19 protein-coding genes and 1 tRNA gene are annotated in these 22,401 nt (G+C 68.5%); 12 read left to right on the forward strand and 8 right to left on the reverse strand.

Features of this window, described 5'->3' with window-relative positions; all coding sequences use genetic code 11:
• Positions 1-50: 50 nt before the first annotated feature.
• From V6D00_09170 to V6D00_09195, 6 genes are all read right to left on the reverse strand, one after another.
• Positions 51-1,262: a M14 family metallopeptidase gene (locus V6D00_09170; protein ID HEY9899338.1), complete on the reverse strand. Its 1,212-nt coding sequence runs from the start codon at positions 1,260-1,262 to the stop codon at positions 51-53.
• 80 nt (positions 1,263-1,342) lie between these two features.
• Positions 1,343-2,593 (reverse strand): S8 family serine peptidase, encoded by a 1,251-nt coding sequence (locus V6D00_09175; protein HEY9899339.1) that lies wholly within the window; start codon positions 2,591-2,593, stop codon positions 1,343-1,345.
• A 122-nt stretch (positions 2,594-2,715) separates the two neighbouring features.
• A complete protein-coding gene (locus V6D00_09180; GenBank protein HEY9899340.1) occupies positions 2,716-3,801 on the reverse strand; it encodes a PDDEXK nuclease domain-containing protein in 1,086 nt (361 codons plus the stop codon).
• 8 nt (positions 3,802-3,809) lie between these two features.
• Complete coding sequence (locus V6D00_09185) at positions 3,810-4,250, reverse strand: GNAT family N-acetyltransferase (protein HEY9899341.1); 441 nt, start codon at positions 4,248-4,250, stop codon at positions 3,810-3,812.
• 4 nt (positions 4,251-4,254) lie between these two features.
• Positions 4,255-5,010: a cytochrome c biogenesis protein CcdA gene (locus V6D00_09190; GenBank protein ID HEY9899342.1), complete on the reverse strand. Its 756-nt coding sequence runs from the start codon at positions 5,008-5,010 to the stop codon at positions 4,255-4,257.
• A 141-nt stretch (positions 5,011-5,151) separates the two neighbouring features.
• Positions 5,152-5,724, reverse strand: coding sequence for a 3'-5' exonuclease (locus V6D00_09195; GenBank protein HEY9899343.1), 573 nt, complete (start codon positions 5,722-5,724; stop codon positions 5,152-5,154).
• Positions 5,725-5,825: 101 nt separating this feature from the next.
• Between V6D00_09195 and rsmG the strand changes: the two genes are divergently transcribed.
• Positions 5,826-6,551 (forward strand): 16S rRNA (guanine(527)-N(7))-methyltransferase RsmG, encoded by a 726-nt coding sequence (gene rsmG / locus V6D00_09200; protein ID HEY9899344.1) that lies wholly within the window; start codon positions 5,826-5,828, stop codon positions 6,549-6,551.
• Between the two features lie 120 nt (positions 6,552-6,671).
• Positions 6,672-7,070, forward strand: a complete 399-nt coding sequence (locus V6D00_09205) for a hypothetical protein (protein ID HEY9899345.1) — start codon at positions 6,672-6,674, stop codon at positions 7,068-7,070.
• A gap of 59 nt (positions 7,071-7,129) precedes the next feature.
• Here the strand turns inward: V6D00_09205 and V6D00_09210 are convergent, their stop codons facing one another.
• A complete protein-coding gene (locus V6D00_09210) occupies positions 7,130-8,101 on the reverse strand; it encodes a cyclic nucleotide-binding domain-containing protein (GenBank protein HEY9899346.1) in 972 nt (323 codons plus the stop codon).
• A 163-nt stretch (positions 8,102-8,264) separates the two neighbouring features.
• Between V6D00_09210 and V6D00_09215 the strand changes: the two genes are divergently transcribed.
• On the forward strand, positions 8,265-9,851 hold the full coding sequence (locus tag V6D00_09215; GenBank protein HEY9899347.1) for an N-acetylmuramoyl-L-alanine amidase: 1,587 nt from the start codon (positions 8,265-8,267) through the stop codon (positions 9,849-9,851).
• On the opposite strand, the gene V6D00_09220 is transcribed toward V6D00_09215, so the two are convergent.
• The gene (locus tag V6D00_09220; protein HEY9899348.1) at positions 9,831-10,688 is read right to left on the reverse strand and encodes a TIM barrel protein; all 858 of its coding nucleotides are present in this window, start codon (positions 10,686-10,688) and stop codon (positions 9,831-9,833) included. The two genes, V6D00_09215 and V6D00_09220, sit on opposite strands and share 21 nt — an antisense overlap.
• A 185-nt stretch (positions 10,689-10,873) precedes the next feature.
• On the opposite strand from V6D00_09220, the gene V6D00_09225 reads away from it, so the two are divergent.
• The 9 genes from V6D00_09225 to glyA all read left to right on the forward strand — a co-directional run bounded on the left by V6D00_09225 (position 10,874) and on the right by glyA (position 22,400).
• Positions 10,874-12,100, forward strand: coding sequence for a S8 family peptidase (locus V6D00_09225; protein HEY9899349.1), 1,227 nt, complete (start codon positions 10,874-10,876; stop codon positions 12,098-12,100).
• A 110-nt stretch (positions 12,101-12,210) separates the two neighbouring features.
• Positions 12,211-12,284: transfer RNA gene (locus V6D00_09230), tRNA-Met, on the forward strand.
• A gap of 225 nt (positions 12,285-12,509) precedes the next feature.
• Positions 12,510-17,231 (forward strand): translocation/assembly module TamB domain-containing protein, encoded by a 4,722-nt coding sequence (locus V6D00_09235; protein HEY9899350.1) that lies wholly within the window; start codon positions 12,510-12,512, stop codon positions 17,229-17,231.
• Between the two features lie 142 nt (positions 17,232-17,373).
• Positions 17,374-18,063 (forward strand): response regulator transcription factor, encoded by a 690-nt coding sequence (locus V6D00_09240; protein ID HEY9899351.1) that lies wholly within the window; start codon positions 17,374-17,376, stop codon positions 18,061-18,063.
• A gap of 16 nt (positions 18,064-18,079) precedes the next feature.
• Entirely contained in the window at positions 18,080-19,120 is a 1,041-nt protein-coding gene (locus V6D00_09245; protein HEY9899352.1) for a hypothetical protein, read from the forward strand.
• A 120-nt stretch (positions 19,121-19,240) separates the two neighbouring features.
• Positions 19,241-19,615 (forward strand): 50S ribosomal protein L19, encoded by a 375-nt coding sequence (gene rplS / locus V6D00_09250; protein HEY9899353.1) that lies wholly within the window; start codon positions 19,241-19,243, stop codon positions 19,613-19,615.
• 87 nt (positions 19,616-19,702) lie between these two features.
• The gene (gene ylqF, locus V6D00_09255) at positions 19,703-20,584 is read left to right on the forward strand and encodes a ribosome biogenesis GTPase YlqF (GenBank protein ID HEY9899354.1); all 882 of its coding nucleotides are present in this window, start codon (positions 19,703-19,705) and stop codon (positions 20,582-20,584) included.
• A 91-nt stretch (positions 20,585-20,675) separates the two neighbouring features.
• The gene (gene rpiB / locus V6D00_09260) at positions 20,676-21,113 is read left to right on the forward strand and encodes a ribose 5-phosphate isomerase B (protein HEY9899355.1); all 438 of its coding nucleotides are present in this window, start codon (positions 20,676-20,678) and stop codon (positions 21,111-21,113) included.
• A gap of 18 nt (positions 21,114-21,131) precedes the next feature.
• Positions 21,132-22,400, forward strand: coding sequence for a serine hydroxymethyltransferase (gene glyA, locus V6D00_09265; protein ID HEY9899356.1), 1,269 nt, complete (start codon positions 21,132-21,134; stop codon positions 22,398-22,400).
• Position 22,401: the final 1 nt, after the last annotated feature.

Below are 22,401 nucleotides of genomic sequence, written 5' to 3' on the forward strand. Positions count from 1 at the left end.
CCGAGGGCCCACCAAAAAAACCGGCCCCCCTTGGGGAGCCGGTTTTTTTGCTACGAGCGGGTGCGCGGGCTGTCCGCCACGTCGATCAGGTAAAGCAGGTTGTCCTTCCACTGCTTCCAGTCGGTGTCGACCTGGGAGTAGGGCGGGTTGAAGCGCGGATCCTGGAGCTCGGCGGCGAAGGCCAGGATGCCGTGGGCGTTGTACTGCCAGGTGGCCATGTCCGCGTAGGTCGGGTAGATGGTGCGGTTGATGGTGCCGTAGCGGTAGCCAAGGGGCTTGGCGATGCGATCGCCGATCTTGCGGAAGGTCGCTTCGTCCTTGGTGGGCGTGCTGGTGTTGCCGGGCGGCCAGAGGAACATGCCGCCGTAGCAGTGGATGTCCAGCGAGACGGTGAACTTCTCGCGGGCGCACAGGTCGCGGATCGCCTGCGACTCGGGCTCCGAGAAGGGGGCGCTGCCGCGGAAGTCGTCGGCCGACGAATCGGAGTTGCCCTGCTCGAAGTGGTCGTCGGCGTTGCGGTTGGTGTCCACCCCGCGGGTGCCGTCTCCGTTGTTGCGGGCGTTCTTGCGCCACATGGCGCTGCCGCCCTCGACCATGGTGCGGCCGTCCGGGTTCAGCACCGGCACGATCCAGATGTCGCGGGTGTCCACCAGCTTGGTGATGGCCGCGTCCTTGCCGTACTGCTCGGTCAAGAGGTGGAGGAGGCGCATGTTGAGTTCGACCGGGGGCAGCTCACGGGCGTGCTGGCCCGAGGTGATGAGCAGCGCGGGCTGGGTGCCCTGGGGCTGGGAAGTGACGTGGACGGCGGTGAGGGGGCGGTCCTGGAGCGATTTGCCGATGGTCTCGAGGCGCACGATCGAGGGGTACGCCGCCGCCACCTGCTTGACGTCGCTCATCACGTCTTCGACCGACTTGTAGCCTGTGGGCATCCCCACGCCCCGGATGCTGGGGGCCTGGATCACCTCGTAGCGGATGCCGAGGCGCTTGAGGGCCTCTTCGCCCTTGGCCGAGGCCAGGGCGTCGACCGTGCCCGCCGCGCGGTCCACGTTCTCGAAGAGGTCCACCCCGGCACGCGAGGCCGCCGTGAGCTCCGAGACGTCACGGAAGTGGATCCGAACCTGGCTACGCGGGGCCTGGCTCTCGGCGGCGCGCTGGGCGTTGCTGCGCTCGGCGTCGTTGTTGCCGAGCTGGAGGGCGCTGCTGCAGCCGGCGAGTGCCGCCAGGCTGAGCGTGAGACCGAGGAGCGCTGAGAAGCGTTTCATGTTCTTCCGCACGTTGACCTTTCCGATTTAAATCGAGGTTAAAGGATAATCTAATCTTAACACGAGCGTCCCGGCGAGGGCTACTTGCCGAAGACGGCCCCGATGGCGTCCACGGCCCCGTGGCCGTAAGCGTCATCCTTGCCCGGGGCGCCGAGGTCCCGGGCCGTCTTGTAGAGCTGCTGCTTGATCTGCTCCGGGGTCCAGTCCGGGTGGCGGGCGGCGATCAGGGCCGCCACGCCCGAAACGTAGGGGGCGGCGAAGGAGGTACCGCTGTGGTAGCCGTAGCCGCCGCCGAACCAGGCGAGAGCCTTGGTGCCGGGGGCGGCGAGATCGACGGCGGGCCCTCGGCTCGAGTCCTCGGCGAGCTTGGCTGCGCCCTGGGTGTCGTCGAGGTTCGAGACCGCGACCACCCGGGGATCGCTGGCGGGGAAGAGGACCGTGTCGGGTAGCTGGTCGCCCTCGTTGCCCGCGGCGACCACCACCAGGCTTCCCTTCGCCTCGGCGTAGGCGATCGCCTCGCTCACGGCCTTGATGGCCTCGGCGTGGGCCTTGGGGTCCGAGGGGGAGAGCTCCCACTGCAGCTTGGGGTCGAGGAAGTTGGAGCCGATGCTGACGTTGATGATCCGAGCACCGTGGTCGGCCGCGTAGCGGATGCCGTCGGCGAGCTGAGGCAGGAACTTGTCGTCATCCCAGTCCTGGATCTTGATGGGCAGGATCTTGACGCCCTTGGCCACGCTGTCGGCAGTGTCCGAGCCCGCGATGAGCGAGGCGACGGCGGTGCCGTGCCCCTCCTCGTCGTCCGCGGTGTCGGTCCCCTTGGTGCCGGTGTTGTAGCCTTCGAGCAGCCTTCCTTCGAGGATGCGGCTCTTGGGGGCCACCCCCGAGTCGATGACGGCGACCGTCACGCGGAACTGGTCGAGCTCGCTGAAGCCGTCGTCGGTGTAGAGGACGGTGTTCTTCTTGCCGCCTACCGTGACGCGATCGGCCAGGCTGAGCGCCTGCTCCGCGCCCAGGTGGGCGATCTTGCTCTCGGTGCGCAGCGCGCCCTTGAAGTAGGAGAGGGTGGCGCCGTCGCTCGTGATCACGCTCGGCATCTTGTCCTTGGCGGCCTGCGCCTTGAGGGCGGCGAGGTTCGCCTCGTTGTCCAGCATGCGCCTGGCGGGCTTGAGCTCGAGCGCGGGCGCGGCGCTTGCCGGCCGGGCCTGGCGGGCCGTGAGCTTCAGGGCGTCCTGGGCGAGAGAAAGCCTTTGCTGCGTTGCGGGCTTGGCCTGGGAAGGACGCTGGGTCGGGGCCGTGGCGGGGGCCTTGGCCACCCGGGTGTCTGCGCGCATGCGAATCTCCTTGGACGCTCTCTCGACGATCCGATAGCATCCTTATCGCCTCATCGAGGCCGCAGATTCTTATACGCGCACCAAGAAAAAATTAAATTGTATGGTTGGCCGGTGTGCGCCGCTCATTCTTCCTCGGTCCATTCGAGTAGCTTACGGCGCAGATCGTCCTTGCTCGGGAGAAACAACCGATACTCGCGCGCATGGATGTTTGCCCCCTCGGGGAGGGTGATTTCGACGAGCGCGTCGTGCTTCTTTTTGCAAAGGATGATGCCGATCGTCGGTCCTTCTTCGGGCAGCTTGACGTGCCGGTCGTAGTAGTTGACGTACATCTGCATCTGGCCGAGGTCCTGGTGGGTGAGCTTCCCGATCTTCAGGTCCACGAGGACGAAGCAGCGCATGAGGCGATTGTAGAACACGAGGTCGACGTAGAAGTGCTCGTCGTCGAAGGTGAAGCGTCGCTGGCGCCCCTCAAACAGGAAGCCCTTGCCGAGTTCCAGGAGGAAGTGCTCCAGCTTGTCGATGATGCCGGATTCGAGCTCGGACTCCGAGTAGCTCGGGCGCTGATCCAGCCCGAGGAACTCCAGCACGTAGGGCTCTTTGAGCAGATCGGTCGGCTTGGCGACGACCTGACCCTCGATCGAGAGCGCGCGAACTGCGTCCTTGTCGCGCGACAGCGCGAGCCGCTCGTAGAGGCTCGTATCGTACTGGCGGCGCAGTTCGCGCAGCGACCAGCCTTGATTCGTGGCCTCGATCTCGTAGAAATCACGTTCCGCGGGGTCGCCGATCCCGATGAGGAAGGCGTAGTGCGACCAGCCCAGGGTAAACGGGCGATGCATCGTGGGCGAGTATTCTGTAGACGGTGTCTGGGAAACCCCAGCAACACCAATGCTCTCCGAAATCCCAGACACTGTCTGGGATTTCGGAGAGCGATCCTGGTAGGCAACGTAAAACCGCCGGAACAGCCTCAGATTCTCGACCGAATAGCCCCGCCCGAACTCCGCTACCAAAGCCTTGGAAAGCGAAGGAAGCACACCCCGGCCATACTCGGCCCGCTCCTCCCCGCCCTGCTCATGCAGAACGATCCGCCGACCGATCTCGAAGTTGGTGAGCACCGCCAGTGCGTTGACCTGGCGCGCGGCGCTGGTGCGAGCGGCCTGGAGCAGTGCGCGGATCTCGGCGACGAGGGACGAGGCGTCGGGTAGGCTCATGCGGCGCCTCAGAGCGTCTCGAGCTTGCGGGTCATGCGGCGGTGGGGGATGTCCGCGTCCATGAAGATCGGGCCCTCGGCGACGAAGCCGAGCTTCTCGTAGAGGGGCATGGCCTCGAGCTGGCTGTCGAGCACGGCCTCGGTGAAGCCCTCGCGCCGCGCGTACTCCATCAGGAGCCTGACCAGCTTGCTTGCGATCCCCTTGCCGCGGTGAGGCTTCAGGGTGGCGACCCGGCCGATCTTGACCCGGCTGGCGTCGAGGGAGATGAGCCGGGCGGTCGCGACCGGCGTGTCGTCCTCGCTCGCGAGCACGTGCCATGCGATCCCGTCGTAGTCGTCGATCTCGAGATCGAGCGGGACGCCCTGCTCATGGACGAAGACGGCCTCGCGGATGCGCAGCGCGTCGCGGACCTGGGGATCGGTGCCGGCGAAGAGGTCGAGGCTCAGCATGGGGCTACCGGCTCAGCTTCTCTTCGATCCCGAGCAGGGCCTGGCCTGCGGGCGAGCTCTGGAGGACGTTGGCCAGGATCGAGAGGTTGTTGGAGAAGATCAGGACGCCGACGGCGACGAGCAGGAGGCCGCTTGCGATCTCGACCTTGCGCATGTGCTGCTTGATGCGGTTGAACAGCGAGAAGAAGGCGTTGATGGCCAGGGCCGTCGCGAAGAAGGGGACCCCCAGGCCGAGCGAGTAGGCCAAGAGCAGGGCGATCCCCTGGTTCAGCGTCTCGGACTGGCTCGCGTAGGTGAGGATCGCAGCCAGGATCGGCCCGATGCACGGGGTCCAGCCGAAGGCGAAGGCCAGGCCTACCAGGATCGCGCCGAAGAAGCCGGCAGGCTTCGCCGCCACCTGGAAGCGCTTCTCCATGTACAGGGCCTTGATCTTGAAGAGGCCCATGGTGTGGAGGCCGAAGAGGATGATCACCACCCCCGCGATCTGCGAGAGCAGGGTCAGCTTCTGGTTGAGGACCTGGCCGAAGGCCGTCGCCGTCGCGCCCAGGGCCACGAACACGATCGAGAAGCCCAGGATGAAGCCCAGCGAGTTGACGATCACCTTGCGCCGGGTGGCGGCGTCGGCGCCGTCACGCATCTGATCGCTGGACACCCCCGAGATGTACGAGAGGTAGCCGGGCACCAGGGGCAGGACGCAGGGCGAGAGGAACGAGATGAGGCCCGCCAGAAAGGCGGTCGGCAGGGAGATCGTCGCGTTCATGGGGTTCCTTCTTGCGAGGGGACTTCGAATCTAAGAGCATCTAACAAGACCAGGCATGTTATGCCGTTGGCCGCCGTGGGCGGCTCGAAGGAACAGTCTTGTTAGGCGCTCTAAGAAAGGTACGACATCCCCCCTGAAGCGTCAATTTTGGCGTATCCAGCCCTTCAAAAGGCTCTTCCCTTCGGAAATTGCCATCGCTTCCATCTTCAGCCAGATCTCGGCCGTCGCCCTGGCGTCGCCCAGGGCCCGGTGGCGGTCCTTGGCGCTCAGGCTCACGCCGAAGTGACTGACCAGCGCGTCCAGGTTGTGCTTGCCGAGCCGGGGCAGCAGCAGGCGCGCCACGCGCAGGGTGTCCAGGTGGGCGTGGGGCAGCGGCGCCTCGGTCACGAGCGTGGCCTGGAAGTCGAGGAAGCTGCGATCGAAGGGGGCGTTGTGGGAGATCAAAGGCGAGTCGCCGCAGAAGTCGAGGAACTGCGGCAGGACCTGGTCGAAGCGCGGGGCCGAGGCCACCATGGCATCCGAGATGCCGTGGATGCGCTGGACGAAGTAGGGGATCGAGCGCTCGGGGTGGACCAGGGTGGCGTAGGTCCCGGCGAGGCGCCCGTCCTCGATCGCCACGGCGCCGATCTCGACGATGCGATCGCCCTTGGCGGGGGACATGCCGGTGGTCTCCAGGTCGACGACGACCCAGCGCTTGCGAGAAGTGGTCTGCATGGGGCCATGATACCCTCAAGCGGGCGATCCTGCATGGTAAGATCTCCGCTTGTCCCCCCTCAAACTAGCCGCAGGCGCTAATCTCACCCGACGAGGACCCTATGGAACCCTGGCAACTCCTGACGACCCAGGCCGCCGAGTGGGGCGTGCCCCTCGACCCCGCGCAGGTCGACGCCCTCAAGCGCTTCTACGCCCTTTTGATCGAGGGCAATCAGCGCGCCAACCTCACCCGCATCACCGACGAGCGCGAGGCGGTGGTCAAGCACTTCCTGGACTCCCTCTCGGTGCTGCGCGCCTTCTCGGCCGAGGACCGAAAGGCGCCGCTGCGCTTCATCGACGTGGGGGCGGGCGCCGGCTTCCCGGGGATCCCGCTCATGGCCCTGGTCGGCGCCTGGTCGGGGACCCAGCTGGAGGCCACCCGCAAGAAGGTCGACTTCATGAGCGAGGCGATCGAGGCCCTCGGCCTGAACGGCCGGGCGCTGCACGGCCGCGCCGAGGAGCTCGCCCAGACCCCCGAGCACCGCGAGCAGTACGATCTGGTCTTCGGCCGGGCGGTGGCGGAGCTGAACGTGCTCTGCGAGCTGTGCCTGCCCTTCCTCAAGCTGGGAGGGCGCTTCGTGGCCATGAAGGGGGCGGGGGCCGACGACGAGGTCGCGCGCGCCCAGAAGGCCCTCAAGACGCTCGGCGGCGAGATCCGCGGGATCGTGAAGTTTTCTCTCCCCGAGGGGTTCGGCGAGCGGGCGCTGGTCGTGGTGGAGAAGGTTGCGCCAACGCCCAAAGCCTACCCTCGGCGGGCCGGACAGCCGGCTGCCAAGCCGTTATGTTAAGCAACATCAACTTGATGACGCGCGGATAATTTTTCAGGGGGCACGGGTATAGGAGGCACAGGACGCCAGGGGCGCTGAAACGGCGCGCCCACGGGAATCGCCAGGATTGGAGTGTGTGGGATGAAAAATTTTTCGGTCGTTCAAGAGCACTTCCGGAAGCTGCGTTGTGCGCACTGCAACGAAGCTTTCACGCCCGAAGGCGTCAAGCTCCTGCGCGAGGAAAAGGATTACTGGGTCGTCCGCGTCCACTGCACCGAGTGTAACCAGCCCGCGGGCGTGGCCATCGTCGGCGTCGAGTACGAGTCCGCCGAGGCGAGCACCACTCCGAGCGAGGCGAGCCGCGAGGGTTCGAGCCAGCCCCAGGTGAGCCGGGTTCGCGGCATCTTCTCGTCGCGCCGCGAGGAAGAGAAGTTCTCCGGCCTGCCCCCCATCTCGTCGGACGAGGTGCTGGACGCCCACCACTTCTTCGCGAAGCTCGGCAGCGACTGGATGGACCAGATCCCCAAGAAGACCCGCTAGTCATCCCCTCTCAACGCAAGGACGCCCGGCCATCGGCCGGGCGTCCTTGCGTTGAGAGGCTAGAGGTCGTCGATCGCCCCGGCGCGGCGCTTCATCTCCTTGCTCTGATCCGCCTGCATGGTCCAGCTGCGGCTCGCGGCGATGCGGCCCAGGTTGTTGCGCAGCTTGCGGCCGATCTCGGGCATGGCCCTGGTCAGGCGCTGGTAGTCGTCGAATGGGAAGTTGAGGAGCTTGGCGTCCGAGACGGCCACCACGTCCGCCGTGCGCTCGGGCTGCTTGTAGACCAGCGCCATCTCGCCGAAGACCTGGCCGGCACCGAGCCGCGCCACCGGCATGGCCTGGCCGTCCTTGGGGATCTGCACCTCGCAGTGGCCGTGGACGATCAGGTAGAAGGAGTCGGCCGGCGACCCCTGATGGACGATCGGTTGACCGGACTGGGCGGTGAAGGGAAGGGCGATCGCCTCGAGGGCCTTCAGCTCCTCCGGCTTGAGCCCGGCGAAGATGGTGGCGGCCTTCATGGCGTCGTGGTTGCTCGCCTGAGGGGCCTTCGCGGGCTCCTCGATGGCGCGAAGCACTCCGGTTCCCGCCTGGTTGGGGAGGGTGCTCCAGACCCGGCCCGCGACGATCTTGCCCAGGTTGCTGCGGAACTTGGTGCCGATCGCGGGGTGCTGCTGGGAAAGGCGCTCGTAGTCCGAGTAGGAAAAGCGCAAGAGCACCGCCTCGCTGGCCGCGAGCACGTCGGCCTGGCGCAGGGGCTGGGCGTAGAGCAGGGGCATCTCACCGACCAGCTGGCCCGAGCCGACCTGGGCGATGGGGGTGGCGGGGACGCCCTTGCCCTGGGGCAGGAGGATCTCGAGCTGGCCCGCGGCGACCAGGTAGAAGCAGTCGGCCTTTTCCCCCGTCTTGAGGATGGGATCGCCCGGCTGGAAGACGTGCTTGGTGGCGATCTTGAAGAACGCCGTCATCTCCTCGGGGGTCAGCCCCTGCAGGGCGGGCAGCCTGGAGAGGCGATCGAAGTTGACGTTGGCCATGGGCGCGCGCGCGAGCCTCCTCGTGAGGGTGGGGGAATCTCCGAGAGGATCATACCGTCGCTTGTTCAATTCGTAACCCACCGAGCGGGTGATCGCGTGACCGCGCGCACCGCCCCGCGCGCCGTACCTGGCTTAGCCTTGGAGCGTGGCGTCGGAGGCACTCATGCGCAATATCACTCGCTGGCTCGTCCTCGTGGCCGCCGCGGCGATCGCCGCGGGGCCCCTCGCGCCTGTCGAGGCCAGGGTCCGCCCCCGGGCCGAGGCCGCGCGGGTCGCGCGCCCCGTCGCGGACCCCGCCGTGGTCACCGGCATCTACTGGCGCGACGGCAGGCTCGAGATCGAGGGCGATCGCCCCCTCCAGGCGCGCCTGCTCAAGCTCGAGGCGCCCCACCGGGTGGTGATCGACCTGTTCGGGGCCGAGCTCGCCGATCCGGCGCTTTGCCAGACCCTCTCCATCCAGGAGGGCCCCTTCGCCCAGCTGCGGGTCGCGCTCCACCCCGAGGAGGGCTTCATCCGCTTCGTCCTGGACTGCACCGCCGAGGCCGACGTCCGGCTCAGCCAGCAGCAGGAGGGGCAGACCCTCAGCCTGGCGCGCGTGTCGCCCGACCCTGCCAGAGCGCCCCGGCCCGAGCAGGGCTCGCGCGTCACCCGCACCCCGATCGAGGCCCACGGCCCCGCCGCGCCGCGGGTCTTCCTGGAGCACGGCCCGGCCGTGCCCGACTCCTTCTGGGTCTACGGCCCCGCCCTGCCCGCGGACTGGCCCGAGGCCCTGAGCGAGCGCCAGCTCTACGGTCCCGCCCAGCCCGCGCCCAGCCCCTCGCCCACCCCCGAGGCTCTCGTCTCGCTCGAGACCGTCGCGCGCGCCCAGCGCCTCGACTCCCTCACCCTCCGGCGCAAGCGCGGGCAGGTCTTCCTGCGCCTGGCCTGCGATCGGGCCCTCTCCTACGAGGTCGAGCAGGAGTGGGCGCCCTCCAAGCTCACCGTCCGGGTTCCCGGGGGCAGCTTCGCGGGTCGCCTGCCCGGGCTGGTCGACGGGGTCGAGGCCCTCGGCGTGGAGAAGGAGGGCAAGGACTGGCTCCTTCACCTGACCCTGCCGCGCGGCCTCTACGCCTACGACGCCCAGGCGAAGGACGGCGGCAAGGTGCTGGAGCTGAGCTGGCGCCGGCAGGACGTGGCGGGCGGCAAGCCCACGGTCATCGTGGACGCGGGGCACGGGGGGGACGATCCCGGGGCCATCGGCCCGGGGGGTACCAAGGAGGCCCACGTCACCCTCGCCATGGCCAGGGCGGTGCGCGAGGCGCTCGAGGCCCGGGGCGACCTGAACGTCGTCATGACGCGCACCACCGACTCTTCGGTGGATCTGGCCTCGAGGGCCCGCCTGGTGGACACCCTCAAGCCCGCCCTCTTCGTCAGCCTGCACGGCAACTCCTGCGAGTCGGCCGAGATCGGGGGCCTCGAGACGTACTATCGCAACGAGGTGAGCCGGCCTCTGGCGCGCCACTTGCACAGCGCGATCGCACGGATCCTCGGCCGCCCGGATCGCGGCGTTCGCCAGGCGCGCCTCTACGTCCTGCGCAGCCAGAGCGTGCCGTCGGTGCTGGTCGAGTCGGCCTACCTCTCCAACCCGGACGAGGAGAAGCTGCTCGCGAGCGAATCCTTCCAGAAGGAGCTGGGCTCGGCGGTGGCCAAGGGGATCCTGGGTTACCTCTCGCAGACCCCCGTGGCGGAGCTACCGAGCCGGGCCGAGTAGCGGCTTCGGCGCGAGGCTCTCCAGGCGATCCGCGGTATCGAGCAATCGATCCAGGCTCACCCCCCGCGCCTCCAGGGTCATGGGCAGCGCCCTCCACTCGGGGTGCTGGCCGAGCAGCTCCTCGATCCAGCCCGACTCGGTCGGCAGGCGATGGTCCTGGCCGCTGCGGTCGGTCTCGTGGAGCCGCAGGGCCGTGAGGTGCGGCGCGATCGCGGCGAGGAGGGCCTCCGCGCCCTCGTAGCCGGAGCCCGAGGCCCGTGCCGAGGCCAGGGCGTGACCCAGGTCGGCCTGCACCCCCAGGAAGGGCACCTGGAGGGCCTGGATCATCCCGCTGATCTCGTCCGCGTCGCCGAGCAGCATGGCCGGGTGGCGCATGTCGCTGTTGGTCAAGGCGAGCGACATGCCGCGCGCGTCGGCCACGTTCGCGAGGCGATCCAGCGATCGCATGAGCGCGTCGAGGGCGAGCTCGCGCGGCACGCTGCGGCTCGCGCGGGTCTGGTCCAGCGTCTCTTCGAGGGCGAAGCCCGGCATGAGGCTCAGGCGCGTGACCCCGAGCTCCGCCGCGCGCGTCATCACCTCCTCCACCAGCCGGATCGAGCGCAGCCGGAAGTCCTCGTCGAGGGCGGCGAGGTTGGCGCGCGGGGCGTCCGAGAAGGCGTGGTGCACCGTGAGGTCGCACCCGGCTTCCTGCAAGGGGCGCATGACCGCCGGATCGCAGAGCAGGGCCGGGATGCCGGGCAGGGCGATGCGCCGGTGCGCGGCGAGCCGGAAGACCTCGAGGGTCTCGGCGAGGCCCATGGCCGGAGCGAGGCTGCGAGCAGAGAGGAAAAGGGGCATCGGGACCTCCTGGTGGTCCCATGGTCGGCCAAGGCCGCCCGGGCGTCAAGGCACCCCCTTCCGAGATTTCGCTCAAAATTAACACCGGCTTAACCGCTTGCGCGTCAGGCGCGCCCCGCCTGGGCGGATAACTCCTGGGTAGGGGTTTTAGGAGATTCAGAGCCGTGACCAAGGATGAGCGCCAATTGAGCCTCCATCGCTTGACCGCCATCTTGGCGGGGCTCGTCCTGATCCTGACCGGGTGCGGGGCCCCCAACACCAGCGCCATCTCTTACAACCGCTCGATGCAGACCAAGGCCCAGAGCCTCGCGGTCCGCTCCAGCCGGGTGATCGTCAAGTTCCGCGCCACCGCCACCGACCAGCAGGTCAAGAGCGTCTCGCGCTTCGTGGCCGCGAGCATCCCGAGCCTCGGCATCTCGGTGCTCAACGTCGGCACCAAGGACGCGAGCACCCAGCTCGCCGCGCTGGCGAGCACCGGCGCGGTCGAGTACTCCGAGCCCGACTACGTCTCGAAGACCCAGGTCACCACCAACGACCCCGGCCTCGGCCAGCAGTACGGCCACCGCGCCATCAACGTCTCGCGCGCCTGGGACGTGACCATGGGCGATCCGAGCGTCGTGGTCGCCGTGGTGGACACCGGCATCGACCTCAACCATCCCGACCTGCGCGATCGCCTCGTCTCGGGCGTCAGCTTCGTTCCCGGCACCTCGGGCCCCATGGACGACAACGGCCACGGCACCCACGTGGCGGGCATCATCGCCGCCACCGGCAACAACGGCCAGGGCGTGGTCGGCGTGGCTCCCAACTGCCGCCTGATGCCCGTCAAGGTGCTCGACACCAACGGCGAGGGCAACACCAGCGACATCGTCTCGGGCATCGTCTGGGCCACCGAGCACGGCGCGCGGGTCATCAACCTCAGCCTGGGCGGCGGCGGGGGCGGCAAGGCCCTCGAGAGCGCCGTGGCCTACGCCCAGCGCAAGGGCACCGTGGTGGTCGCCGCCATGGGCAACGACGGCAGCAACCTCCAGGCCTACCCGGCCTCCTACCCCGGCGTGATCGCCGTCGGCTCGGTGGACGAGGGCGACAGGCGCTCGGACTTCTCCAACTTCGGCCGCTGGATCAGCGTCACGGCCCCGGGCGGCGAGATCTACTCGACCATGCCCACCTACCGCACCACCCTCATGGACGAGGACCCGGGCGCTGACATCGGCTACGGCACCCTCTCGGGCACCTCGATGGCCACCCCCTACGTGGCGGGCCTGGTGGCGCTCATCTGCTCGGCCAACCCCCGCATCGCCCCGGCCGCGGTCAAGACCCTTCTCGAGCGCAGCGCCACCGATCTTCAGACCCCCGGCTACGACTCGTTCACGGGCTACGGCCGGATCGACGCCGCCAAGGCCCTGGGCCGGTAGCCCATCGGATAAGGCCAGGCTCGGTGTTGTCGGGTGTTCTGTTTTTGGTCAGGATTAACGAAATGTTTCGCGGCGGTTGCGTCCGGGAGCCCGCTGTGCTACATTTAATTCGCGGGGTAGAGCAGTCCGGTAGCTCGTCGGGCTCATAACCCGAAGGTCGTAGGTTCAAATCCTGCCCCCGCAACTCAAGCAGAGGCCGCCGTTTTCGGCGGCCTCTGCTTTTTTTGCGCCGTCGCGTCGGAACTTCGGCCCCGCGACGCGGGGCCATGTCCTCCGGTGCGCGGGCCGTGCATTCGCGATCGCCGCGCGATATAATCAGAGGCGCCTGACGAGACCGTTCCTCCCTGGTCGCCCGCGGTGGCCAACGGTCGTGATCCGCCTGGTTTTGTCGGGCCCCCCAAGAGGCGCCGTGAAAGAGACCCAAGACCTCGCGCCCTCGACGCCGCCGCCGGCCTCCAGGGTGTCGCTCATAACCGTCATCAGCCGCGTGTTGCTGATCCTCACCTGCCTTCTGGGCGGGGTGCTGACGGTTGCGGGGATCTCCTTCTACCAGTCGCGCCACGCCCTGCTCCATGAGGGGGTCAGGGCGGTCGAGGCGGGCGTCTCGCTCGCGCTCGGGGTGCCCGTCTCCGTCGGCAAGGTCGAGGGGCCCTACTGGGATGGCCTGACGATCCGCGACGTCAAGATCTACGGCTCGCACCGCAAGGGAGCGCCGGTCATCGCCGAGGCGCCCCTCATCCGGGCCTCGTACTCGATCATCGAGATCCTTCGCCTCGGCAAGCGCCCTGTCATGGTGGACGTCTACCGGCCGCGCTTCTTCCTCTCGCGCTCAGCCACGGGCTCGCTCGATTACGTCCCGACCTTCGCGCAGGGCCCTGCCGGCCCCACCAAGCTCCCCGACCTGCCTCCCATCCGGGTCCGCGTCCACGACGGCAGCGCCGCCTGGCGCGACCATGCCATGTACCGCGTGGCCGACTTCAGGGCCGAGGCGCGCGACCTCTCGGGGCAGGTGGACATCGTCGACAAGGTGCTCAAGTTCCAGGCCTCGGCCCGAGAGGCCCCCGCGCGCCTCAGCGCCCATGGCGCGATCCACCTGGAGCGCATGAGCGGCCGGATCGACGCCGAGGTGCAGGCCCTTCCCACGGCGCGCTGGGTCAACTACCTGGCCTCGTCGCCCGACTTCCTCATCACCGGCGGCGCCGCCCGGGTGGGCGCCCGCATCCAGTGGGAGAGCCCCGAGAACCTCACTCTGAAGGGTGACGTGCAGGTCACCGACGCCTCCCTTGACGCGCGCGGCGTTCGCCTGCCGGTGCAGGACGTCCAGGCCCGCGCCACCTTCGACCTGAACGAGGTGGTGGTGAGCGAGGCGAGCGGCGCCATGGCGGGCAACCGCTTCTCGGCGACCGGCAGGGTGCTCGACCTGGGCAAGCCCGCCATGCGCCTGCGCTTCACGGGCGGCGCCCCCCGGGTCGACGTGGCGACCCTGATCCCCCTGGTTCCGGATCTCGCCTCTTACGGCATCAACGGCCTCGCGCAGGGGACCGCGGTGGTGAGCGGCACCACCCTGCGCCCGGTCGTGGACGCCAAGGCGACCATGGCCGAGGGGCGCGTGCTCGAGCAGGTCGCGCGCGACGTGTCCGCCGACATCCACTACGAGGGGATGGACGTCACCCTCCCGCGCTGGCAGGCGACACTCAACGGCGGAACGGTCACCGGCCGCTCGAGCTTCACTCTCGAGGAGAACCCCAGGCTCACGACCGAGGCCCGCTGGGCGGGGGTGGACGTCCCCGAGACCCTTTCGCGCTACGTGAAGGACGTGCCGAGCGTTACAGGTAAGCTCGAGGGCCAGGTCAGCGTCACGGGCACCACCCTGAGGCCCGTGGCGACCGGCTCGGTCCGGATCGCGGACGCCCGCTACGCCGCCCAGGGTTTCTCGGCCGCCCGGGCTTCCTTCGCCTACGCCGATCACCGCTGGCGCGTCCCCGAGGGCGAGGTCGGGCTCGGCGAGGGCCTGCTGCGCTTCTCGGCCAACGGCACCGAGACGGGCGTCTTCGCGGGCCGCTTCGACGCGCAGTCCCTGCCCCTCGAGGCCCTCGGTCCCCTCGGCGTCGAGGCCCCGGTCACGGGCAGCGCCGCGGCGAGCGGCTCGTTCGCGGGCGACTGGACCCGCATCGCCGAGATCCGCGCCCGCGGCGAGGCCGCGCTCCGCTCGGCCAGCATCGCCAAGCAGCCTATCGAGGAGGCCACGGCGAGCTGGGCGGTCGCGGGCGGCCAGCTTCAGCTGTCGGGAGTGGCTGCGGCCCTCGCGGACGGGGCGGTGGCGGGCAGCGCCATGATCGACCTGGCGGCGCCTTCGAGCAAGCTGCCGCGCCTGCGGGCGGACTTCACCGCCAAGGGCCTGGAGCTCGCGCGGGTCGAGCCCCTGCAGGCCGAGCTCGCCTCTCAGGCCGGCGAGCTGAAGGGCCGCGTCTCGGCCACCGGCAGCGTCGAGAGTGACGGGACGGCCTGGCGCATGCAGGCCGAGGCGCTCGGCACCGAGATCGACGCGGCGCGCCTCGGGCACCTGCAGCGCGTCTCGGGGCCCGTCTACTTCGGCCACCAGCACCTGACGTTCCCCGAGCTGGCCATCCGCCTGCCCAGGGGGGTGGGCGCGACCGTGCGAGGGTCGCTGGCCTTCGACCGGCCGGTGCCCGCCGCCGACCTGGAGGTGAGCATCCAGGACGCGAGCGCCAAGGACCTCATGACGGCCCTCCACTGGGAGCAGTTGCTGCGCGGGACCTGGATCGACCGCCGTTTCGGCGAGAAGGAGCCCGAGGGGCCGCCCACGGAGGTAGCGACCCTCGCCGACGACGTGCCTCCGAGCACCGGCGGCTCCGTCTCCTTGAAGGAGCTGATCGCCCACTGGGAGCGCCGTCACCTGGAGCCCCTGAGCGTCGGGGAGGACTTCGCCGGCTCCAAGCTGCCCTTCTGGCAGGCGGTGGATGGCCGCTTCAACCTGGATCTCGCCTACCAGGGCCTCGTGAGCGAGCCCGAGGTGCGCGTGCGCGCCCGCCTCAAGGACGGAGTGGTCTACGGCCACCCCATGCGTAACGCCAGCCTGACGGCGGTCTACCGCAACCAGCGCCTCTACGTGCCGGTCTTCGACTTGTTCGAGGCTCCGGCCGCGGGCGCTGCCTCGGAGACCGGGGCCGCCCTCCAGGCGCGCGGAGTGCTCGGCCAGGACGGCACCCTCGCCATCTACGGCAGCAACCTGGACTTGAGCTGGGTCAACCCCTACCTGCGCGCCCAGGAGCTCGCGCTCTCGGGTCGCGGCGGCTTCACCCTGCTCGCGAAGGGGGATCTGGCCGACCCGCGCTTCGAGATCGTCGCCGAGGTGGGCAACGGCGCCATCGGGCCTTCGAGCGGAAAGCCCAAGGAGGACGAGGAGAACCGCTTCACCTTCACCCGGGCCGACGCCAAGGCCTCGTACTACCGGGGGCGCGTGACCATCGAGAGCTCCAAGGTCGTCAAGGACGGCCACGAGGCCCACATCTCGGGTGAGCTCCCCGTCATTCCCGCCCTCGCCGGGAACTCGCTCGACGTGGCCCTCGACCTCAAGGACGAGAGCCTCGCCATCGTCACGGCCCTCACCCGAGGCGAGATCCTGTGGAAGGGCGGCCCTGGCAGCGTCACGCTCAAGCTGGGCGGGACGCTCGAGACCCCCGAGCTCTCGGGCAACATCGACCTGAGGGGGGTGACGATCCGCGAGCGCAACCTCAAGAACGACATCCACGAGATCCGCGCGCTGGCGACCATCTCGACCAAGGCCATCTCGATCGAGCGGGCGTCGGCCCTCTACGGCAAGGGAACCCTGCTTGCGACCGGCCAGGTCATGCTCAAGCAGTTCCAGCCCGACAAGCTGCGCTTGCAGGCGATCGCGCGCCAGACCCACCTGGAGATGACGAGCGGCCTCTACAGCGGAATGGTCGATGCCTCGCTGGAGATCGGGGGGACGGTTCGCCGGCCGGTCATCGGGGGGACGGTCGCCATGAGCCGCGGTACCGTGGACCTGGAGGCGATGATGGGGGCCGAGGGCGGCGGGAGCGCCGCGGCCGCCGGCCCCGCGGTGCCCATCGAGATCAAGGACCTGAACCTGCGCATCCACGACGGGATCACGGTGCTCGGCAACAAGGCCGTGATTGCCCTGGGGGATGCGCGCATGTTCGAGGCGGGGATCGACGGCGGCCTGCTCGTGAACGGCATGCTCGACGCGCCCCAGGCGCGGGGCACGATCAACGTGCGAAGCGGGACCTTCGTGCCCCTCAACAGCCCCTTCGACATCGTGGGCGGGACCATCGAGTTCCTGGGGCAGGGGGTGACCCCCGACGCGGCGACCGAGGGTTTCGACGACCTGCTGCCCTCCTTCGGGATCGCGCAGGGGGACTCCAAGCTGCCCAACGCGCGCCTCAACGTCGTCGCCAAGGGCCAGGTCTACGACTACAACCCGCTGGACTTCCCGAATCCCGAGGCGAACCGCAACGGAGGGATGCTCGAGGTCAAGGCGACGGTCACCGGCAGCCTCCAGAACATGGAGCGCAAGTTCGAGTGCACCAACATCCAGAACCTCTCCCAGGACCGCATCGAGAAGGTGCTCGGCAAGGAGTACCTGGTCACGGGCATCATCGGCGGCGGCATCATGCAGAGCGGCGACGACGGCAAGAAGGACGACAGGACCAGGGCCATCGTGACCACCGAGGTCTCGGGCTTCCTCTCGACGGCGAGCCGTCGCTTCTTCACCCCCGTGACCTCGGGCCTGCAGAGCTTCCTGCCGCTCGAGTCCTTCGGTTTCGATCTGGTCTCGATGGTCGGCAACGCCGAGAAGATGGCGATCTTCTCGGGGCTGGGCCTCAGCCCCTCCATGTACACGGAAACCAAGCCCCTCTTCGGCGGAGTCTCCCTCTCGGGTCGCTACACCTTCCGCACCGACGGCAAGAACGTTTACCAGGCGGGCTTGAACTACCGGTTCAACGAGTTCCTGTCGCTGCAGGCGGGAGTGGACAACAACGAGATCCAGGGAGCGCAGAAGCCGTACCTCGAGAACCTGGGTGGCGCCAACCCCTCGGCCACCCTGAACTGGCAACGTCGCTTCTAGGCCTTAAGACCTCCTTAGCGATTTCTTGTCAAGGTTAAGGCCCAGTGATAGAATCAAGGTTAAGAAACCCGCCTGAGGTGGGTAAAATGCTCGTGCGCGGGCTTTTTCACCGAGCGACTCACGCGCTTGCAAAGGAGTGGCAATGGCCGAGAAGATTCTGCTTGTCGACGACGAAGAGATGATCGTCGAGTCCATCGAGTTCGCTCTCATGCAAGAGGGTTACGAGGTCGTCAAGGCCCACGATGGACAGGAGGCCCTCCAGCAAGTCCAGCTCGCGAAGCCCAACCTGATCGTCCTGGACCTCATGCTGCCCAAGCTGAGCGGCCTCGAGGTCTGCCGTCTCTTGCGCCGCGAGCAGAACGACATCCCCATCATCATGCTCACCGCCAAGGGCGAGGAGATCGACCGCGTCATCGGCCTCGAGGTCGGCGCCGACGATTACCTGATCAAGCCCTTCAGCCTCCGCGAGCTGGTCGCCCGCATCAAGGCCCTGCTGCGCCGCAGCAAGCCCAGCGACGTCGAGAGCAAGAGCAAGGTCTTCCAGCACGGCGACCTGATGATCAACCTCTCCGAGCACCGCGTGATGGTCGGCGATCGCGAGGTCGAGCTCTCGCCCAAGGAGTTCAAGATCCTCGCCATGCTCATGGGCACGCCGGGTCGCGTCTTCTCCCGCGAGGAGCTGCTGGAGCAGGTCTGGGGCCTGGACTTCTACGGCGACACCAAGACCGTCGACGTCCACATCCGCTGGCTGCGCGAGAAGATCGAGGAGGACCCCTCGAACCCCAAGTTCATCCAGACCGTTCGCGGCTTCGGCTACCGCCTGGGCGCCTAGCCCCCGGTCGCCACGCATGCCGCCGCGTCCGCAGAAGCAAGGGGGCGCCGAGCGCGACAACCTGACGGTCTGGAGTGGCCAGTCCGGTTGGCACGAAGCCTATACCCTCAAGGTGAGCGACCCCCGGCAGGGGGTCGCCCTTTGGCTGCGCTACGTCCTGGTCGCCCCCGTCGAGGGGGAGGCCTTCGTCGAGCTGTGGGGCATCGCCTTCAACGGCGCCGGCACGCACAAGCACATCATCATCCGCGAGGTGCGCCCCTTCGAGCAGGCGCGCTTCGACCGCCGCCCCTTCGCCTTCCAGATCGAGCGCGCCGTCCTGACCCACAAGAGCGCCCGCGGCCGGATCGAGGGCGACGGCCAGCGCCTCGCGTGGGTCATGCACTGGGAGGGGGCTGCCACCTCCTTTCGGCCCTACCCGCTCAAGGCCTTCTACGACTCCGGCCTCATCGCCTCCAAGGTCCTGGTCCCCAACCCGGATCTGCGCATCAGCGGCGAGGTCCTCTTCAACAAGCGGCGCATCGAGCTGAACGGGGCGGTCGGCGTCCAGCTCCATTCCTGGGGGCCTCGCCTGCCGCGGGGCTCGGCCTGGGCCCACTGCGCCACCTTCCGCGAGGATCCCGACGCCTCCTTCGAGGCGATCGCGACCGATCCCGGCGGCCTCCTGCAACCTCGCCTGAACGCCTTCCGCTTCTGCTACGACGGCGAGGAGCACGTCGTCAACGACCTGCGCCAGCTGCTCGGCGCCAAGGGGCGCTACGACCCGAACGGCTGGTACTTCGACGTGATCCGGGGCGATCGCCGCTTCGAGGGCACCATCGAGGTGCCCTACGGTCGCACGGCAGGCCTCGCCTACCAGGATCCCTCCGGTGAGAGCGCCTACGCCTACAACACCCAGCTCGCCAACATGACCCTTGCGGTCTATCGCAAGCAGGGCAACGCCTGGAAGCAGGAGCGCGAGCTCAGCGCCGAGGCGTCCTGCGGCCTCGAGGTCCTCACCCGCACCCCGGATCCGGAGATCCCGCTGGCGATCCAGGATTCGGTCGAGCTGGATGGTTAAGATCAGGTTGCATCTCATTTTTGACTGTGATAAACTTCCAGATCGCAGTACCTGTTTGCCACTGACCGGCTTCATGGCCGGCTCCGCATCTAAGTCGGATCCCTATCTAAGGAGACACCAATGAGCACCCGCCTGATTGCGCGCGACGTCATCAACGAGATCGAGAAAGCCCAGCTCAAGGAGTCGGTGCCTGCGATCAACCCCGGCGACACCGTCAAGGTCTACGCCAAGATCGTTGAGGGCGGCAAGGAGCGCATCCAGGGCTACGAAGGCGTCGTCATCAAGCGCCGCGGCTCGGGCCTCAACCAGACCGTGACCGTCCGCCGCATCTTCCAGGGTGTGGGCGTCGAGCGCGTGTTCCTGCTGCACTCGCCCCGCATCGACAAGATCGAGGTGCTGCGCCGCGGTGACGTCCGTCGTGCCAAGCTCTACTACCTCCGCGGCCTGCAGGGCAAGGCTGCCCGCATCAAGGAGAAGGCGCGCAACGCCAAGTAGGCCTCAATGCCTTCCGAGCCCCGGAGCGTATGCCGTCAGGCGCAGTCGCTCCGGGGCTCGCCCTATCTACTCAGTCAGGAACGCACCATGACCGATCCCCATCGCGACGAAGACGAGGAGAAGCCCTCCTCCCCCTATCCCACCGTCCAGTGGTTCCCGGGGCACATCGCCAAGGCCCAGCGCGAGCTTCGCGAGAGGCTCCAGATCATCGACTTCGTGCTGGAGCTGGTGGACGCGCGCATCCCGGCGAGCAGCCGCTTCGGCCAGACGACCGAGCTCATCAAGGGCAAGCCCTCGATCGTGGTGCTGACCAAGACCGACCTGGCCGACCCCGCGCGCACCCAGGCCTGGATCAAGCTGCTGCGCAGCCAGGGGCAGCCCGCGATCGCCATGAACTCGCTCAAGGGCGAGGGGATCTCTGCGCTCAAGCAGGAGATCACCCGGCTCAACGAGGTGGTGCAGGCCAAGGTCAAGGCTCGCGGCCGCCTGCCGCGCCCCGCGCGGATCATGGTGGTGGGCCTGCCGAACGTGGGGAAGAGCTCGCTCATCAACCGCCTGACCAAGACCGGCCGCGCCAGGACCGGGGACAAGCCGGGCGTGACCCGGGCCGTCTCCTGGATCCGCATCGGCAAGGACCTGGAGCTGATGGACACCCCCGGCATCATCCCGCCCAAGCTCGGCGAGCCCATCGTCGCGCTCAAGCTCGCCATGACCGGCGGGGTGGGCAGCCAGGCCTACGACCCGATCGAGGTCGCGCGCTTCGCCATCGGGATCCTGCAGGAGCACGCCCCTTCGACCCTCGCGGCGTTCGGCCCGGAGCCCAGCCTCGAGGTCATCGGCCGCAAGCGCGGCTTCCTCAAGCAGGGCGACCAGGTCGATCACGAGCGCACGGCCCGCACCTTCCTCTCGGACCTGCGCGGCGGAGCCCTCGGGCCGCTCACCCTGGACGACCCGGCCTCCTTCGCTTGAACGCGGGGCCGCTTCCGGCCCTCCTCGAAACGCGATATACTGTCATCCGTACGCTGAACGCCGGCGCACGCTGGCACCAGGAGGACTAGAATTGCGCATCGCGCTCGGTAGCGACCACGCCGGCTTCGACCTCAAGGAAGCCCTCGAGGCCTGGCTCCTCTCCCAAGGCCACGTCGTCTCGGATCTGGGCTGCCACGACACCACCCGCACCGACTACCCCCCCATCGCCCATGCGCTCGCCCGCGAGATCACCTCCGGGCGCGCCGAGCGCGGCGTCCTGGTCTGCGGATCGGGGATCGGGGTCTCGATCGCGGCCAACCGCATCGAGGGGGCCCGCGCGGCCCTGGTCAACGAGCCCGTTTCGGCCCGCCTCGCCCGCGAGCACAACGATGCCAACATCGTCTGCCTCGGCGCGCGCCTGGTGGGCCCCGACATGGCCCAAGAAATCCTGCGGGTCTTCCTGGAGACCCCCTTCGAGGGGGGGCGCCACGAGGCCCGCGTCGCCATGATCGACGCCGTCACGCTCTAACTGTACGAGGATTCAGCTTTGAACGAGTTTCCGCACCTTCGCCAGGCCGACCCCGACATCGCCGCCCTCATCGACCAGGAGCTGGGCCGCCAGCGCGGCAACCTCGAGCTCATCGCCTCCGAGAACTTCACCAGCCAGGCGGTGATGGAGGCCATGGGCACGGTGCCCACCAACAAGTACGCCGAGGGCTATCCCGGCAAGCGCTACTACGGCGGCTGCGAGTACGTCGACGGCATCGAGACCCTGGCCATCGAGCGCGCCAAGCAGCTCTTCGGGGCCGAGCACGCCAACGTCCAGCCCCACTCGGGCGCCAACGCCAACACCGCGGTCTTCGTGGCGGCCCTCAAGCCCGGCGACACGGTGCTCGGCATGAACCTCGCCCACGGCGGCCACCTCACCCACGGCAGCCCCGTCAACTTCTCGGGCCTCTTCTACAACATCGTGCCCTACGGCGTGGACCCCGAGACCGAGCGCATCGACTACGAGGCCCTCGAGCAGCTCGCCCAGGAGCACAAGCCCAAGCTGATCATCGCGGGGGCCTCGGCCTACTCGCGCGTCATCGACTTCGCGCGCTTCCGGGCGATCGCCGACTCCGTCGGCGCCCTCCTGATGGTCGACATGGCCCACATCGCGGGTCTGGTGGCGGCCGGGCTGCACCCGAGCCCCGTGCCGCACGCCCACTTCGTCACCACCACCACCCACAAGACCCTGCGCGGCCCGCGCGGCGGCATGATCCTCTGCACCGCGGAGTGGGCCAAGGCCGTCGACAAGGCGGTCTTCCCCGGCACCCAGGGCGGCCCGCTCATGCACGTCATCGCGGCCAAGGCCGTCGCCCTCAAGGAGGCCCTGGAGCCCGCCTTCGCCGACTACCAGCGCCAGGTGATCGCCAACGCCAAGCGCCTGGCCGAGCGCCTTTCCAAGGAGGGCCTGCGCATCGTCTCGGGCGGCACCGACAACCACCTCTTCAGCCTGGACGTCCGCTCGGTCAGCCTCACGGGCAAGGCCGCGAGCGCCCTGATGGACGAGGTGGGGATCACCGTCAACAAGAACACCATCCCCAACGACCCCGAGAGCCCGTTCGTCACCTCGGGCGTCCGCATCGGCACCCCCGCCGTGACCACCCGCGGCATGAAGGAGCCCGAGATGGACCGGATCGCCGAGGCGATCGCGAGTCTGCTGCGGGATCCCGAGAGCCCGATGGTCCGCACCCAGGTCGAGCGGACGGTGGCCAGCCTCTGCGCCGCCTTCCCCCTGTACGAGGGCGCTCCGGCAGCGAGCGTGAAGTAAG

Origin of the sequence: Pantanalinema sp., assembly GCA_036704125.1 — a bacterium.
Classification (GTDB): domain Bacteria; phylum Cyanobacteriota; class Sericytochromatia; order S15B-MN24; family UBA4093; genus JAGIBK01.